Source organism: Streptomyces deccanensis (genome assembly GCF_022385335.1).
GTDB classification, from domain to species: domain Bacteria; phylum Actinomycetota; class Actinomycetes; order Streptomycetales; family Streptomycetaceae; genus Streptomyces; species Streptomyces deccanensis.
This window is the reverse complement of sequence record NZ_CP092431.1, coordinates 2,850,933-2,866,147: the sequence shown is the minus strand read 5'-3', so window position 1 is coordinate 2,866,147 and position 15,215 is coordinate 2,850,933. Positions and strand designations below refer to the sequence as shown.

14 protein-coding genes are annotated in these 15,215 nt (G+C 73.5%); 8 read left to right on the top strand and 6 right to left on the bottom strand.

Annotated features, from left to right (window positions below):
- The first annotated feature begins 467 nt into the window (after positions 1 to 467).
- From L3078_RS12780 to L3078_RS12760, 5 genes are all read left to right on the top strand, one after another.
- Positions 468 to 2,501 carry a hypothetical protein gene (locus L3078_RS12780; protein ID WP_239753562.1) on the top strand — a complete coding sequence of 678 codons (2,034 nt, stop codon included), beginning with the start codon at positions 468 to 470 and terminating at the stop codon, positions 2,499 to 2,501.
- A 120-nt stretch (positions 2,502 to 2,621) separates the two neighbouring features.
- Positions 2,622 to 4,145, top strand: a complete 1,524-nt coding sequence (gene pelF, locus L3078_RS12775) for a GT4 family glycosyltransferase PelF (protein ID WP_239753561.1) — start codon at positions 2,622 to 2,624, stop codon at positions 4,143 to 4,145.
- Positions 4,142 to 5,647: a hypothetical protein gene (locus L3078_RS12770; protein WP_239753560.1), complete on the top strand. Its 1,506-nt coding sequence runs from the start codon at positions 4,142 to 4,144 to the stop codon at positions 5,645 to 5,647. Before pelF ends, L3078_RS12770 begins: the two co-directional genes overlap by 4 nt.
- Positions 5,644 to 6,345: a spherulation-specific family 4 protein gene (locus tag L3078_RS12765; RefSeq protein WP_239753559.1), complete on the top strand. Its 702-nt coding sequence runs from the start codon at positions 5,644 to 5,646 to the stop codon at positions 6,343 to 6,345. Before L3078_RS12770 ends, L3078_RS12765 begins: the two co-directional genes overlap by 4 nt.
- A complete protein-coding gene (locus L3078_RS12760; protein ID WP_239753558.1) occupies positions 6,342 to 7,151 on the top strand; it encodes an endo alpha-1,4 polygalactosaminidase in 810 nt (269 codons plus the stop codon). Before L3078_RS12765 ends, L3078_RS12760 begins: the two co-directional genes overlap by 4 nt.
- A gap of 15 nt (positions 7,152 to 7,166) precedes the next feature.
- Here the strand turns inward: L3078_RS12760 and L3078_RS12755 are convergent, their stop codons facing one another.
- Positions 7,167 to 7,976, bottom strand: a complete 810-nt coding sequence (locus L3078_RS12755; protein WP_239753557.1) for an adenosylcobinamide-GDP ribazoletransferase — start codon at positions 7,974 to 7,976, stop codon at positions 7,167 to 7,169.
- A 70-nt stretch (positions 7,977 to 8,046) separates the two neighbouring features.
- On the opposite strand from L3078_RS12755, the gene L3078_RS12750 reads away from it, so the two are divergent.
- Positions 8,047 to 8,814 carry a hypothetical protein gene (locus tag L3078_RS12750; protein WP_239753556.1) on the top strand — a complete coding sequence of 256 codons (768 nt, stop codon included), beginning with the start codon at positions 8,047 to 8,049 and terminating at the stop codon, positions 8,812 to 8,814.
- Here L3078_RS12750 and L3078_RS12745 read toward each other — a convergent pair.
- Together L3078_RS12745 and cobT are read right to left on the bottom strand one after the other, a co-directional pair.
- Positions 8,718 to 9,470, bottom strand: coding sequence for a hypothetical protein (locus tag L3078_RS12745; protein WP_239753555.1), 753 nt, complete (start codon positions 9,468 to 9,470; stop codon positions 8,718 to 8,720). The two genes, L3078_RS12750 and L3078_RS12745, sit on opposite strands and share 97 nt — an antisense overlap.
- 250 nt (positions 9,471 to 9,720) lie before the next feature.
- A complete protein-coding gene (gene cobT / locus L3078_RS12740; RefSeq protein ID WP_239753554.1) occupies positions 9,721 to 10,827 on the bottom strand; it encodes a nicotinate-nucleotide--dimethylbenzimidazole phosphoribosyltransferase in 1,107 nt (368 codons plus the stop codon).
- Positions 10,828 to 10,990: 163 nt separating this feature from the next.
- On the opposite strand from cobT, the gene L3078_RS12735 reads away from it, so the two are divergent.
- Entirely contained in the window at positions 10,991 to 11,863 is an 873-nt protein-coding gene (locus L3078_RS12735; protein WP_239753553.1) for a class I SAM-dependent methyltransferase, read from the top strand.
- On the opposite strand, the gene L3078_RS12730 is transcribed toward L3078_RS12735, so the two are convergent.
- Entirely contained in the window at positions 11,852 to 13,054 is a 1,203-nt protein-coding gene (locus L3078_RS12730) for a bifunctional adenosylcobinamide kinase/adenosylcobinamide-phosphate guanylyltransferase (RefSeq protein ID WP_239753552.1), read from the bottom strand. The two genes, L3078_RS12735 and L3078_RS12730, sit on opposite strands and share 12 nt — an antisense overlap.
- Positions 13,055 to 13,178: 124 nt before the next feature.
- Here L3078_RS12730 and L3078_RS12725 point away from each other — a divergent pair, with 124 nt between their 5' ends.
- A complete protein-coding gene (locus tag L3078_RS12725) occupies positions 13,179 to 13,382 on the top strand; it encodes a hypothetical protein (protein WP_239753551.1) in 204 nt (67 codons plus the stop codon).
- Between the two features lie 289 nt (positions 13,383 to 13,671).
- Here L3078_RS12725 and L3078_RS12720 read toward each other — a convergent pair whose 3' ends face one another.
- A complete protein-coding gene (locus tag L3078_RS12720) occupies positions 13,672 to 14,307 on the bottom strand; it encodes a class I SAM-dependent methyltransferase (RefSeq protein ID WP_391806706.1) in 636 nt (211 codons plus the stop codon).
- 158 nt (positions 14,308 to 14,465) lie between these two features.
- Entirely contained in the window at positions 14,466 to 15,095 is a 630-nt protein-coding gene (locus L3078_RS12715; protein ID WP_239753550.1) for a DUF3043 domain-containing protein, read from the bottom strand.
- Positions 15,096 to 15,215 lie beyond the last annotated feature (120 nt).

The following is a 15,215-nucleotide window of genomic DNA, read 5'->3' as shown; positions in this document are numbered from 1 at the left end:
CGATTGAGTTTCGTGGCCGAACGGGTGGGTCGACGTGCCGAGAACGAGCCTAGGCCCTTGTTCGGCCCATCGGACCTGGAGTATCGGCCGGTTGCGCCGCGCCGTCCGCATGGCGTCCGCTGCGACCAGCCTCCCCGACTTTCCGCCCCGGACGTGCAGGGAGATCCCCATGGCTGAGGCATAGGGGGATCCCTTATCGCGGCTCCGGGCTCACGGGTCCATCGTCTTCGCGCGTAGCGTCGGCGGTCTCCGCGCGTAGCGTCCCGCCGCCGATTTCGCTCACCCCTGCGGGCATTCACCCCTATGTGGCTTCATGGTCATTTTCCTGCCCACATGTGCCCTGACCTGGGTGACACTCGTCCGGCCCGGTGAGTGATCAGCTCATCGGCTTGCATCATTTCCACAGATTCCCCTCGGTGCGGCCGTTCAGTCGCCGCCGGGGGATCTTCTCGGGGGAAGGGGCGAACATGCCGTACAGCGTGCCCGGATGGAGGAGCGCCGCCGCAGTCGTGGCGACGACGAGTCTGCTGGTGGCGGGCCTGGGCATACCGGGAGCGTCGGCCGCCGTCGTACCGCGCGTCGACCTGCGGGTGCTGGTGGTGGACAACGGCGACAGCCCCGTCCAGGCCATCGTCGCGGAGCTGAAGAGCACCGGCGTCCCGTACACCCGCGTGAACCTCGGCGACGCGAACCGCCCGACCATCGACGCGGCCTTCCTGAGCGACACGGTCGGCGGCACCCCGCGCGCCAGGTTCCAGGGCGTGGTCCTGCCCAACGAGGCCCCGTTCGGCCCGGGTTCGGCCGAGCAGAGCGCGCTGGAGACCTACGAGCGGACGTACGGGATCCCGCAGGTCGACGCCTACACCTGGGCGCACCCCGGGGTCGGCCTCGACTACACCAGCGAGGGCGGCTGGGCCGGCTCCCTCGACGGCCGGGAGGCCACGGTGACCGACGCCGGCCGGGCGGGCCGCTTCGGCTATCTCGACGGGCAGTTCACCTTCGAGGACAACTCCGCCTCCACGCAGGAGAGTTACGGCTTCGTCGCCCGGCCCCGCCCCGGCTACACCAGTTATGTCGACCTCCCGGTGCCCGGCGGCAGCGGCCGGGGCAGCCTGGTCGGGGAGTACGCCCACGACGGGCGCCGCGAACTGGTCGTCACCTTCGCCCACAACCAGCACCAGCGGCAGTTCCGGGTGCTGGCCCGGGGCATCGTCGAGTGGCTGACGGACGGCGTGCACCTCGGCCGGAACCGGAACTACTTCGGCATCCACATCGACGACGTCTTCGCGCCCGACAGCCGCTGGGACACCGAGAACAACTGCACGCCCGGCAGCTTCAACTGCGGCGGCGGGCAGGGCACGGAGACCGAGCCGATCCGGATGACCGCCGCCGACGCCGAGTACGCCGAGCAGTGGCAGCGGTCCAGCGGCCTCACCCTCGACATGGTCTACAACGGCGGCAGCGGCGAGGAGTGGAAGGAGGCGAACGGCGGCACGGACGCCCTCGCCGACCGGCTGGTCGCCGACCGGAACGCGTTCCGCTGGATCAACCACACCTACACCCACCAGTACCTCGGCTGCCTCCAGGACACCTCGACCGTCCCGTGGAGCTGCGCGAAGAACGCCGACGGCACCACCCGCTATCTGAGCCGCGCCGACATCGCCGCGCAGATCCGCGACAACCACGCCTGGGCGGTCGCGCGCGGACTGCCCGTGCGGCGCGACGAACTGGTGACGGGCGAGCACTCGGGCCTGAAAACGCTGCCGCAGCAGCCGGACGACAACCCGAACCTCGCGGGCGCCCTCGCCGACAACGCTGTCAAATGGATCGCCTCCGACAACTCCCGCGAACCGGCCCAGCGTCCGGTGGGCGCCGCGCTGACCGTGCCGCGCCACCCGATGAACGTCTACTACAACGTGGGCACCGCCGCGGAGATGGTCGACGAGTACAACTGGGTCTACACCTCGGCGGCCGACGGCGGCAGCGGCGTCTGCGAGAACAACGCGACCTCCACCTGCCTGCCCGCCCCCCTCGACCCCGCCACCGGGTACACGACGCACATCGTCCCGCAGGAGGTCCGTACGGCCCTGCTGCACGCCGTCGGCAACGACCCGCGACCGCACTACGCGCACCAGTCCAACCTGGCCGAGGAGCGGCTGCTCTACCCGGTCCTGGACCAGGTGCTCGCCGAGTACCGGGCGCTCTTCGCCTCCGACACCCCGCTGGAGAACCCCCGGCACGGCGCGGTCGGCACCGAGCTGAAGCGCCGGGCCGCCTGGCAGACCGCCATCGCGAACGGCACGGTCACGGCGTACCGCATCGGCACGGCGGTGACGGTGAAGGCGCCGTCGGGGGTCGAGATCCCGGTGACGGCACCGAAGGGGACCGTCACGCAACTCCCGCTCGGGACCGCCACGTTCGGCACCCCGTACGCGGGAGCCCGCTCGGCCTGGACCACGCCGGCGGCACTCCAGTCAGCCGTAAAGCTCAAGTTGCCGTAGAGCCCCCCAAGGGGCGCGGGGAACTGTGCGATCAACCCCCACCGACCCGCGGTCGGCGTCCGGGCCCGCAGTTCCCCGCACATCATCCGCGTAACAGCAACAGGGGGGAGCGGCGCAGCCATGCGCACCGGCAGTCATGTCACCATGCTCACCGAAGGCACCTACCCGCATGTCCACGGCGGGGTCAGCACCTGGTGCGACCAGCTAGTCAACGGCATGCCCGACGTCGAGTTCCACCTCGTGTCGCTCACCGGAACCGGCCGCGAACCCGTGACCTGGGACCTGCCGCCGAACGTGTACCGGCACACCTCCGTACCGACCTGGGGCCCGCGCCCCGGCCGCGCCCGCGCCCCGTACGGCGCGGCCCGCCGCCGCTTCACCGACGCCTACGAGCGACTGCTGCTCTCCGTCCTCGACCCCGACGCGCCCCAGGGCTTCGAGGAGGCCCTGTACGAGTTGGCCCGACTCGCCCGCGACGGGCGCCTGTCGGCGGCCCTGCGCACCGAGTCCGCGCTCCGTTCGCTGATGTGGATCTGGACGATGCCGCACCTGCCGACGGCCGCCGCGCGCCCCACGGTCCACGACGCGCTCACCGCGACCGATCTGCTGGAACACTCCCTGCGGCCGCTCGGCGCCCGGATCCCCGAGGACTGTGTGGCCCACGCGGTCAGCGGCGGCCTCGCCACGCTGCCCGCGCTCGCCGCCCGCGAGTTGGACGGCGTACCGTTCCTCCTCACCGAGCACGGCATCTATCTGCGCGAGCGCTACCTCGGCCACCGCACCGCCGACCAGCGCTGGCCCGTGAAGGCCTTCATGCTCGGCTTCCACCGCGAGCTGACCAGGCTCGGCTACCGCGCCGCCGACCTCATCACCCCCTGCAACCGGTACAACCGCCGCTGGGAGGAGCGGGGCGGCGCCGACGCCGACAGGATCCGCACGGTCTACAACGGCGTCGACCCGGCCGCCTTCCCGCACGCCGGCCCCGAACCCGAGGTGCCCACCCTCACCTGGTGCGGACGCGTCGACCCCATCAAGGACCTGGAGACACTGCTCCACGCCTACGCCATGGTCCGCGCCGAGCTCCCCGGCACCAGGCTCCGGCTGTTCGGGCCCGTGCCACCGGGCGGCGAGGAGTACCGCACCGAGCTGGAGAAGCTCGCCGCCGAACTGGGCGTCACCGACGGGCTCACCTTCGAGGGCCGCATCAGCGAGGTGTGGCGGGCCTACGCCGCCGGGCACGTCGTGATGCTCTCCTCGATCTCGGAGGGCTTCCCGTACTCCCTCATCGAGGCCATGTCCTGCGGCCGTACGACCGTGTCGACCGATGTCGGAGGGGTCCGCGAGGCGGTCGGCGACACCGGGATCGTCGTGCCGCCCCGCGAGCCGGAGGCGATGGCCGACGCCGCGCTCGGCCTCCTGCGCGACGACGAACGCCGCCGCGGCCTCGGGGAGTCGGCACGGCGGCGGGTGATCGACCGGTTCACCCTGCGCCGGTCCGTGGACGCCTTCCGCATGATCTACCAGGAACTCGCGGGCCGGGTCGACATCGTGTACGAGCCCGCGCCGGCCACGGTCGCCGACTGGACCGCCGAACTGCGCGACCCTTGGTACCGGACCGGCACGACGGACGGAACCGACCGGTGAGCGGCCACCCGACCCCGCCCCCGGGCGCACGGCCGGCCCCGCTCCCCGCCGTGCCCCGCCCGCGCAGGCCCCGCCGGGCCGAACCCGATCCCATCGACCGACTCGCCGAACAACACCGGGAGTTCATCGCCGCCGCCGTCCACCCGGACGAGATCGCCGCCCTGCTGGAGTCCGACGGCATCTCCGACGACCGGACCCGCGCCCGCTACGGCTGCCGCAACTCCTTCGCCCTCGCCGAGGAGTTGTACGAACGCGTCGAGCGCGCCCACCCCGAACCGGCGGGGCCTGCGCCCGACCCCTGGCGGATCGGCCTGCTCGGCTGCCTCCTCAGAGGCGTCGTCTTCGCCCTCCCCGGCCTCGCCTACGTCCTCGGCGCACCCCTCCTGGCAGGCCCCCGCGACGGCTCCGGCCTGCCCGCCGGCACGGTCCCGCTGCTGGCCGGCGCCCTGTGCGGCTGGATGTGGAACCAGGGTCTCGCCCACCGGGCCTACTCCTGGCTCGCGTTGGGCGACCGCGACGCGTGCCGCCGCTCACTGGCCCGCGGAGCGCCGGCGGGCGCCCTGCTGTGCACCACGGTCGCCTGTCTGGCGGCCGGCGGCGGCGACCCGGGCGCGGTGGCCTTCGCCGCCGGCGAGGCCTGCTACCTGGGCGCCGCGACCGTCCTGCTCGTCCTCGGCCGCGAACGGGCCCTGCTGCACTGTCTGACGCCCATGACGGCGGGCGCGCTGTTCGCCCTGGCCCGGCCGGTGCCCGACTGGTCCGGGCTCACCCTGCTGACCGCCTCCCTGGTGGCGGTCGTGCTCCTCGCCGTCCACGAAGTGGCGCCCGCCCTGCGGGAGTCGGGCGCCCGGAGCCGCCGGCCCGGATCCGTCACCGTCCTCGGCGTGCCCGGCGGCGTCCCGGAGCGGGGCCCGGCCGCGCCCCGACTCGCCGCCTCCCTCCCGTACGCCGTCTTCGGCCTCGGCACCGGTGTGCTCGTGCTGTACGCGACGCTCGGGGAGGTCATCGCCCACGGGGGCGGCACGGCAGCGGCACCCGCCGCCGTGGCCCTCACCCTCAGCATGGGCCCCGCCGAATGGCTGCTGTACCGCTTCCGCAGCGGAGGCCTCGCCGGACTGCGCTCCACCAGCACACCGGCCGCCTTCTGGCGGGCCACCTCCGTGACCCTGGTCCAGTGCCTGGCCGGCTACCTCGCCACCCTGCTGATCCTGGCCCACGCCACCGCCGCGCTGTGGCCGCGGGCCCCGGAGCTCGACGGCGTCCATCTCGCCGGCCTGCTCCTGCTGGGCGCGGTGCTCTGGACCGGTCTGCTGCTCCAGTCCTTCGGCGCGGTCCTGGGCGCCGCCGTCGTCTGCTGCGTCACGGCCGCCGCCCAGACCCTGGCCCTGGTGACCCACCCGGGCGACCCGCACGGGATCGGCCTGCTCGTGTACGGCGTCGCCGCCGCCCTCCAGGCGGGCCTGGTCTGCGGCCTGTTGGGGAGGGCGACGGCACACCGATGACCGCATACGGAACAGCGCGCCGGGCGACCGAGCTCTCCTCGCCGTCCCTCCTGGTCCCCTATTACGAGCACCCCCGCGACCGCCCCGCCGCATGGGACGCCCTCGTCGAGGCCGCGCCCCGCCTCTACGGCGTCGTCCTCAACCCGGCGAACGGGCCGGGCGACGGCCCCGACCCGGCGTTCATCCGGGTCGCGGGCCGGCTGCGGGCGGCCGGCGTACGGCTCCTCGGGTACGCCGACACCGACTACGGCCGCAGACCCGTCACCGACGTCGTACGGGAGCTGACCCGCCACCACGCCTGGTACGGCACCGACGGCGTCTTCCTCGACCAAGCGGCCGCCGAATACGGCGCGTTCGACCACTACCGACGGCTCGCCGCGGCCGTCTGGGGCGCCGGCCCCGCCACCCTCGCCCTCAACCCCGGCACCCCGCCCCACCCCGCGTACGCCCGGATCGCCGACCTCGTCGTCACGTTCGAGGGCACCTGGGAGACGTACCGGGACCAGCCGCCCGAGCCCTGGCCCGGCGGCAGCGGGGGCCTCGGGGCGCGGGTGTGCCATCTGGTGCACGGAGTGCCGCCGGGCACCGACGTCGAGGGTGTCGCCCGCGCCCGGGGCGCCTCCGTGCACTGCGCGGTGCCCGGCGTGGGGGATCATCCCTGGGGTACGTTGCCGCACGCCTTGGAGCCCCGACGATGAACCGCGTCCGCGCCCGCAGCACCCTGCTGCCCCTCCTTCTGCTGATGGCCGGGTGCACGGGCGCCCCCGACGACGAGCCGGGCACCGGACGCGGGACGGCCGAGGCCGCCCGCTGGCGACCGGAACCGGGCACCGAGTGGCAGTGGCAGCTCAGCGGGCGCCTGGACACCTCCGTCGACGTCCCCGTCTACGACATCGACGGCTTCGACCAGTCGGCCGACACGGTCGCCGAGCTGCACGACGACGGCCGCAAGGTCATCTGCTACCTCTCCACCGGCGCCTGGGAGGACTGGCGCCCGGACGCCGACGACTTCCCGAAGGCGGTGATAGGCGAGAGCAACGGCTGGGAGGGCGAGTACTGGCTCGACATCCGCGCGACCGACGTCCTCGAACCCCTGATGGCCGCCCGCATCGACATGTGCGCGGAGAAGGGCTTCGACGCGGTCGAGCCCGACAACATGGACGGCTACCGCAACAAGACGGGCTTCCCCCTCACGGCCGCCGACCAGCTCCGCTACAACCGTCTCGTCGCCCGCCTCGCCCACGAACGAGGCCTGGCGGTCGGCCTGAAGAACGACCTCGACCAGATACCCGAACTCGTCGACGACTTCGACTTCGCGGTCAACGAACAGTGCGCCCAGTACGAGGAGTGCGAGGACCTCACGCCGTTCATCGAGGCCGGCAAGGCCGTCTTCCACGTCGAGTACGAGATGGAGACGGGCGACTTCTGCCCCGAGGCCCGCCGTCTGGAGCTCAGCTCCCTGCTGAAGAAGTGGGAGCTGGGGGTGTGGCGGAAGGCCTGCTGACCCTGGGGGAGACGCTCAGCCGAAGGTGAACGCCACCAGCGCCGCCGTCGCCGCCGTCTCCGCGAGTCCGCCGAACACATCCCCGGTGACGCCCCCGAACCGCCGTACGCAGTGACGCAGGAGCAGCTCGGCGGCCCCACAGGCGAGGACGACCGCGAGGACCGTACGACCGATGTCGAACGGCCCGAACAATGCCCCGACACCCGCCGCCGCGCACCCGGTCAGGGCGGCCACCAGCAGCGCGCCGCGCACCGGCACGACCCCGGCCACCGCCGCCCCCAACCCCTCCGGCCGGGCGGCGGGCACGCCGGCCCGCGCGGCCAGGGTCAGGGCCAGCCGGGCGGCGGTCGCGCCGACGGCCGCCGCGAGCGCGCCCACCGCCCAGGACTCGCCGTACGCCTCGGTGAGCGCGGCGACCTGGGCCAGCAGGACGAGGACGAGGGTGACGACCCCGAACGGCCCGATGTCCGACTGCTTCATGATCCGCAGGGCGTCCTCGGCGGGCCTGCCGCTGCCCAGGCCGTCGGCGGTGTCGGCGAGCCCGTCCAGGTGGAGGCCCCGGGTGAGGGCGGCCGGTACGGCGACGGAGGCCACGGCGGCGAGCAGCGGCCCGGCGCCCAGGAGCAGCAGGAGACCGCCGAGCAGGGCCGCGCCCAGGCCGACGACCAGCCCGGCGACGGGCGCGCAGAGCATCCCGACGCGCGCCGCCTCACGGTCCCAGCGGCGCACGGTCACCGGCAGCACGGTCAGGGTGCCGAAGGCGAAACGCAGGCCGTCGGCGAGCGTCGGGCTGGAGGAGGCGGGGGGCTCGGGGGTCGTGGACACCGGCGCAGGCTATCCGCCGGGGCGGACCGGCTCGGCGGCGGTCGGGAGCAGTCATGGATAAAGTTCGCATATGGGTCACTGGTGGGAGCGGAACATCATCGAGCCGGGCAAACTGCCGCTGCTGCTCGCACTCGCCGCGTTCGTCCTGACGTTCCTGATCACCCGGGTCGTCACCCGTCTCATCCGCGCGGGCAAGGGACCGTTCCGCAACATCAGCGGCAGCGGTGGCGTCCACATCCACCACGTCGTCCCCGGTGTCGTGCTCACCGTCGCGGGGGGCTTCGGCGCGGTGGCCAGTGACGGGCACGGCTTCGGCGCGCTGATCTCCGCCGTGCTCTTCGGCATGGGCGCGGGTCTGGTGCTGGACGAGTTCGCGCTGATCCTGCACCTCGACGACGTGTACTGGAGCGAGGCCGGCCGCAAGAGCGTCGAGATGGTCGTGCTGACGGCCGCCCTGGTGGGGCTGATGCTGGTCGGCTTCCTGCCCTTCGGCGTCAACGACCTCGACGAGGAGGAACTCCAGGACCGGGGAGCCGTCCTGGTCACCATGGGGACGAACTTCCTCATCGCCCTGGTCGCCCTCGCCAAGGGCAAGGCCCGCACCGCGATCTTCGGCGTGATCATCCCGGTCGTCGCCGTCGTCGGCGCCATCAGGCTGGCCCGGCCCACCTCCGCCTGGGCCCGCCGCTTCTACCGCCGCAGACCGCGCGCCCGCGCCCGGGCCTGGAAGCGTTCCTACCGTCACGACCGCCGCTGGGCGGGCCCCAGTCGGCGCCTCCAGGACTGGATCGGCGGCACGCCCGACCCGACCCCGGGCGCGACCCCGGAGCGCCACTGACGTACGGCCGTCGCCGCGCACACCACCAGCACCGCCGCGATGGCCGCCAGATGCTCCTTGCCCGCGAGGTTCTCCTTCACCAGCACCTCGACGACCATCGCCACGACCACCGCGCACGCCGTGACGTACGCCCGGTACCGCCATCCGACGTACACGGCGAGCCCGACCACGGCCGCCGACGGCCCGGTGTCCACGACCCGCGCGTCCGACGCGGGCAGCCCCAGGAGCGGGACGTCCGGGCCGAGCGCGACGCCCACACGCGCGTACAGCGTGCCGGCCAGGGTGGCCAGGTACGCGATCGCCAGGGTCCGCCGCCGGCCCAGGCAGATCTCCGCGGTGCCGAACACGATCAGGATCTGCGCCAGCGCGCCCCACACCGGCAGGTCCAGCGCCGGCACGAAGAGGGAGAGCGGAGTCCGCGCCAACGCCGTCCAGAACGGGTCCTCCGCCCGTACGGCACCGGCGTGCTCGACGAACCGGTAGCCCCAGGACTGGTGGTGCACGACGTGGACGACGGCCGCGAGACAGACGGCGGCGACGGTCATCGGCACGGCCCTCAGCCGACGGCGCACAAGGGGTGGCCGCACGGTGGCGTACAGCAGCCCCCACTCGGCGCGGGCCCATCGGAGTGCCCTGCCCGTCTGCGTCCGGTCCATCCCCACGCCGTGCTCCGTGCGACCTCGATACGTGCGGTGAGCCCACCGCCACGTCCGAAGACCGCCCGAGGGGGAAGGAAGTTGAGCGCCGCCCGAGTGATCCCGATTACTCCGGGTTCGGCGTCGGATGCGGGTGGGTGGGGGCGATGAAAAGCACGGGGCGCAGCCCCTGCTTTTCAGGGGCGCGGGGAACTGCGCGAGAAGCCCCACGCACCCGCACCCGACAACGCGCCCCCCCGGCCCCCGAACCCTAGGTCGCGTCGTAGTCCTCCCCGGCGTGGTTCTCGGCCGACTTCTCCGGCGCGGCCGCGCCTTCCCCCTCGGGGAGCTCCGCCGCCAACGCCGCCGCGGCCCGCACCAGCGGCAATGCCAGCAGCGCGCCCGCCCCTTCGCCCACCTTCACCCCATGGTCGAGCAGCGGTTCGATCGCCATCCGGTCCAGCGCCTTGGCCTGCGCCGGCTCCCCGCTGCCCTGCCCGGCCAGCCACCAGTCCGGCGCCCGGAACGCGACCCGCTGGGCGACCAGCGCAGACGCCGCCGACACCACACCGTCGAGGATCACCGGCGTCTTCCGCACCGCGCTCTGCAGCAGGAACCCGGTCATGGCGGCGAGGTCCGCCCCACCCACGGTCGCCAGCAACTGCAACTGGTCCCCGAGCACCGGCCGGGCCCGCCGCAGGGCGTCCCGTACGGCCGCGCACTTGCGCATCCACGCCAGGTCGTCAATCGCCCGCCCGCCCCGCCCGGTCACCACGGACGCGTCGGTCCCGCAGAGCGCGGCGACCAGGACCGCCGCCGCCGTGGTCCCCCCGACACTCACATCACCGAGGACGACGAGGTCGGTCCCGGAGTCCGCCTCCTCGTCCGCGAGGGCGACGCCCACCCGGAACGCCTCCTCCGCCTCCTCGGCCGTCAACGCGTCCTCGACGTCGATACGGCCGGACCCGCGCCGCACCCGATGCCGTACGACCTCGGCGGGCAACGCCTCCGGGTCGCAGTCGAGCGCGAGGTCCACCACCCGGACGGGGACACCGAGCTGCCGGGCCAGCACCGCCACCGGGCTGCTGCCGTCCAGAACGCCCCGCACCAACTGGTCCGCGGTGCCCGCGGCCCGTGCGGAGACACCGAGTTCGGCGATCCCGTGGTCACCCGCGAACAGCAGCGCCCGGGGCCGTTCGATCGGCCGCACCGGCACGGCCGACTGCGCCGCCGCCAGCCACTCACCCAGTTCGTCGAGGCGGCCCAGCGCCCCGGGCGGCACGATCTGCCTCTCCCGCCGCGCCTCGGCGTCGCGGCGCACCCCGCCGTCGGGGCGCTCGATCAGATCGGTGAAGTCGTCGAGATTAAGCGAGCTCATTCGCCGAACAGTACCGGCAGGGATCGAACACGACGGCGCCACACCATGACCCCGCGACGCACGTACGTCCCACCGCGCCACCGGCACGTCATTGCACCGACGACCAGGCTCACGTACGTACCTTTTTGGGGCGAATGTCCCTACGTCGCCCCCAGGAGCCGCCATGTCCCCCACCTCGCGGCCGGAGCCCGGTCCCCTCGCGCCGGGAGTCGACCCCTTCCACGAACCGCGCCGGGACGACTGTCCGTGGTGCGGCTCGCGGCAATTGCGTACGCGGGTGCGCGCGCCGGAGGGGAGGCGGCGCACGCCGGGCACGTTCGTGGTGGACGAATGCCGGGACTGCGCGCACGCCTTCCAGAACCCGCGGCCCACGGCGGACGGGCTGCTGCTCCGGTACCACCGGCACGCCGTCGAGGACGACCCCGGCGCGGACCCCGTCGGGAGACGGCGCCGCCGGCATCTGCGGGGCGCCGCCCGAGTGCTGCTGCCGTACCCCGAACCGGAGAGCTGGCTCGACGTCGGCACCGGACACGGCCACTTCCCGGAGGCCGCGCGCGAGATTCACCCGTACACCTCCTTCGACGGCCTCGACCCGACCCCGCGCGTCGACCGGGCCTGGGAGGCCGGGCGCGTGGAGGAGGCGTACCGGGGCCTGCTCACCGACCCCGAGATCACCGCGCGGCTGCGTGCCCGCTACGACGTGGTGAGCATGTTCCACCACCTCGAACACACCGCGGACCCCCGCGAGGAGTTGCGTGCCGCCCGCGCCGTCCTGCGTCCCGGGGGCCATCTGCTCCTCGAAGTCCCGGACCCGGCACGCCCGTTCGGCGCGCTGCCCGGCAGGAACCGACGCCTGTGGAAGCCGCACGACCGTCCCCGCCCGCTGCACCTCGTGCCGCTGCGCAACCTGCTCGCCGAACTGCGCTCGCTGGGCTTCGAGATCCTCACGGCCCGCCCGTGCACCCCTCTCCCGCCCCGCGCACACCGCATCCTCGCGCGCCGCACCGCACCACCGACCGCCCCCTCAACCCCGTAGTGCCAGAGCCTGCCCCGCCACCACCAACAGCACGTGCTCGCACTCGTTCGCGAAGGCCGCGTTCAGACGGCCGAGTTCATCGCGGTAGCGGCGCCCGGAGGCGGTGGCGGGGACGATGCCGGAGCCGACCTCGTTGGAGACGGCGACCAGCGTGCGGCGCGTGTGCCGTACGGCGTCGGTGAGTTCGGTGACACGCGCCCGGAGCGCGCGCTCCCCGCCCCCGGCCCACTCCGCGTCGTCCCACGCCCCCACCGCGTCCATGGCGTCCGTCAACCACAGCGAGAGACAGTCGATGAGGAGCGGCGCCCCGTCGTCGTCCTTCAGCAGCGGGACGAGGTCGCAGGTCTCGACGGTGCGCCACGACCCCGGCCGCCGCTCACGGTGGGCGGCGACCCGCTCGGCCCACTCCCCGTCGCCGCCCCGCAGCCCCCCGGTCGCCACGTACAGGACGTCCGGGAACGCCTCCAGCCGCCGCTCGGCCTCCACCGACTTGCCCGACCGCGCCCCGCCGAGCACCAGCGTGCGGCGCGGTACGTCGGGGACGTCCTCGTAGGCGCCGACCGCCAGCGTCGTCCCGTCCGGCACGGTGCGCGCGCCCGCCGCCGCGAGCCGCCGCGGCAACTCGCCGTCCGGCGGCACGTCGTGGTCGATGTGCACGGCCACGACATCGGTCGTCGGGCCGACGGCCCCCGCCGCGCGCAGCCGGGCCAGCGCGTCGGGCCGCCCCAGCACATCGAGGAGGACCATGTCGTACGGCTCCGACCGCTCCTCCACACCGGCGGGGGCGCCCCCCGGCGGCAGATACAGCAGCCGCTGGCCGCCCGGACCGGTCACCGCGTACCCGGTGCCGGGCGCGTCCAGGGCCTGCGCCCGCACCCGGTGCCCGGTCAGCAGCGTCAGCTCCCGACCGTCCGGCACCCGCACCGGCTGCGGCAACCCCGCCGGCACCTCCACGGCGGGTCCGTCGTGCGGGTGCGACAGCAGTACCTGCCGCACCCCGGTGAGCGTGCGCCCGGCGCGCGCGGCGGCGAGGGCGGCGCCCGGCGTGAGGTCGAGCAGGAGTGCGCCGTCCACAAGGAGCGCGGTCGCCCCGCGCGCGGCGGGGCCGAGCGCGGTCGCGCACGCCGCGCACGGACAGTCGGGGCGGGGAAGCCCCGCGGGGGCGCCGGTGCCGAGCAAAGTCAGTTCCACAGCATCGATTTTCCCGCGTCGCGATGAACACCCGCAGGTCTTGCGCGTCCGACTAGGCTCAGGGGGGAACCGGATCTTGCTCGGCGCCGTGTGCGGTGCCGGGCCGGTACTTACGGAGGCTCACATGGCGGCATGGACGTGGCGTTTCGAGAAGGCCGACGGGACGGAGGTCCAGCCCGCGGTCCAGCCCGAGGAGTTCACGACCCAGGGGGATGCCGAGTCGTGGATCGGCGAACACTGGAAAGCGCTTCTGGAGGGCGGGGCCGACCAGGTTCGCCTCTTCGAGGACGCGACGGAGATCTACGGCCCGATGAGCCTGCACGCGTAGCGCTCCGCGACGGGGCGGGGCCTCTACTCGGGGCTCCGCCCCGATCTCCGCGGAAGAGCTCGGGGTTCGGGGTTCGTCGGCGGGTGCGGGTGAGTGGGGCTTCTCGCGCAGTTCCCCGCGCCCCTAAAAGCTCCAGGCCCTGCGGGCCTGGAAAAGCTGGGGCGCAGCCCCGCTTTTCCAGGGGCGCGGGGAACTGCGCGACCAGCCCCCACCGAAGGGACGCTTGGGGGTCAAAGGGGCGCAGCCCCTTGAGGATGGGACGGGTAGGGGCGGCGGGGGCGAGAAAGACTCAGCCGCGCACACCACACAGGTGCAACAACGCCGCCACCTGCCGATAGGGATCCGTCCGCCCAGCCCGCTCCTCCGCCGCGAGCAACACCTCAAGATCCCCCACCCCCTCCGGCACCCCCGCGTCATCCGCCGCCAGATCCGTGAACACCCGCACCCCGTACCACGCGTGCAACGGCGCCCCGATCCCCGCGAGCGCATCCGTCAGCACGTCCAGCCGATCCGCCCGCACATCCAGCCCGAGCCGATTCCGGTACGCGGTGGTGTCGAACGCGGCCAGCGCCCCGGCCCAGTCCCCGGCGAGCCCCGCCCGCATCGCTAGCGCGTCACCGTTGCGCACGAGCAGCGACAGCAGCCCGCCCGGCGCCAGCATCCGCGCCAGCCCGGCCAGCAGGGCGTCGGGCTCCTCGACGTACATCAGGACCCCGTGACAGAGCACCACGTCGAAACTGCCCGGCAGGAAGTGCACCCCGGTGTCCCGGCCGTCACCCTCGACGATCCGCATCCGCCCGCGAATGCCCTCGGGCTCGGCGGCGACCGCCTCCCGGGCCACGGCGATCAGCTTCGACTCGCGCTCGATCCCGGTCACCGCGTGCCCGGCCCGGGCCAGCCGCAGCGCCTGCGTGCCCTGCCCCATGCCCACGTCGAGCACCCGGAGCCGCTGCCCCACGGGGAAGCGTCCGGCTATCTGCTCGTCGACCTGGCGGGAGACCAGCTCCTGTCGTACGACCTCACGCAGGGTGCCCAGTCGGTCCAGCCATGCCTGCGCGGCACCTTCGGAGAAAGGGGTCGTGCTCAGGGCCGCTCTCCGCGCTTGACCTGCGGCTTCGGCAGCCGGAGGCGACGCATCTGGAGCGTGCGCATCAGGGCGTAGGCCACGGCGCCCTTCTTGTTGGCGTCGGGGAAGCGCTCGCGCAGCTGCTTCTTCAGACGGATGCCCAGGCTGATCGAGTCGACCACGATCAGCACGATCACGAAGAGCCACAGCAGGAGTGCGATGTTCTGCAGCGAGGGCACCTGCATAAAGCTCAGCGCGAGGATGATCACGGCCAGCGGCAGGAAGAACTCCGCGATGTGGAACCGCGAGTCCACGTAGTCACGGGCGAACCTGCGGACCGGACCCTTGTCCCGCGCCGGCAGATACCGCTCGTCACCGGTGGCCAGCGCCTGGCGCTGCTTCTCCATCGCGGCACGGCGCTCGTCGCGGGAACGCTTGGCGGCCTCCTTGCGCGTCGTCGGCGTATTGGCGACGCTTCGGCGCTGCCCCTGGGCCACACTCCGCTTCGGAGTGGGGCGCCCCTTGGGGGCCTGCGGATCACGGGTCTGCTGGGAGGCGGTCACCGGGGCCTTGTCGGCGACCGATTCCTTCTCGCTCTTGGCGCGGCTACGGAACACAAAACCCAAGGGTACGGGGTGTCGGGGCATGGACCCCAGCCCAGTGGGGAACGATCCGGCAACACCCGGCGTCCGTACTGGAGACAGAGCTGGGGCGACAGCGGACGGGGAGACCCGTCAAGCCGGAGAAGGCCGTAGTGGGCCGAAGAA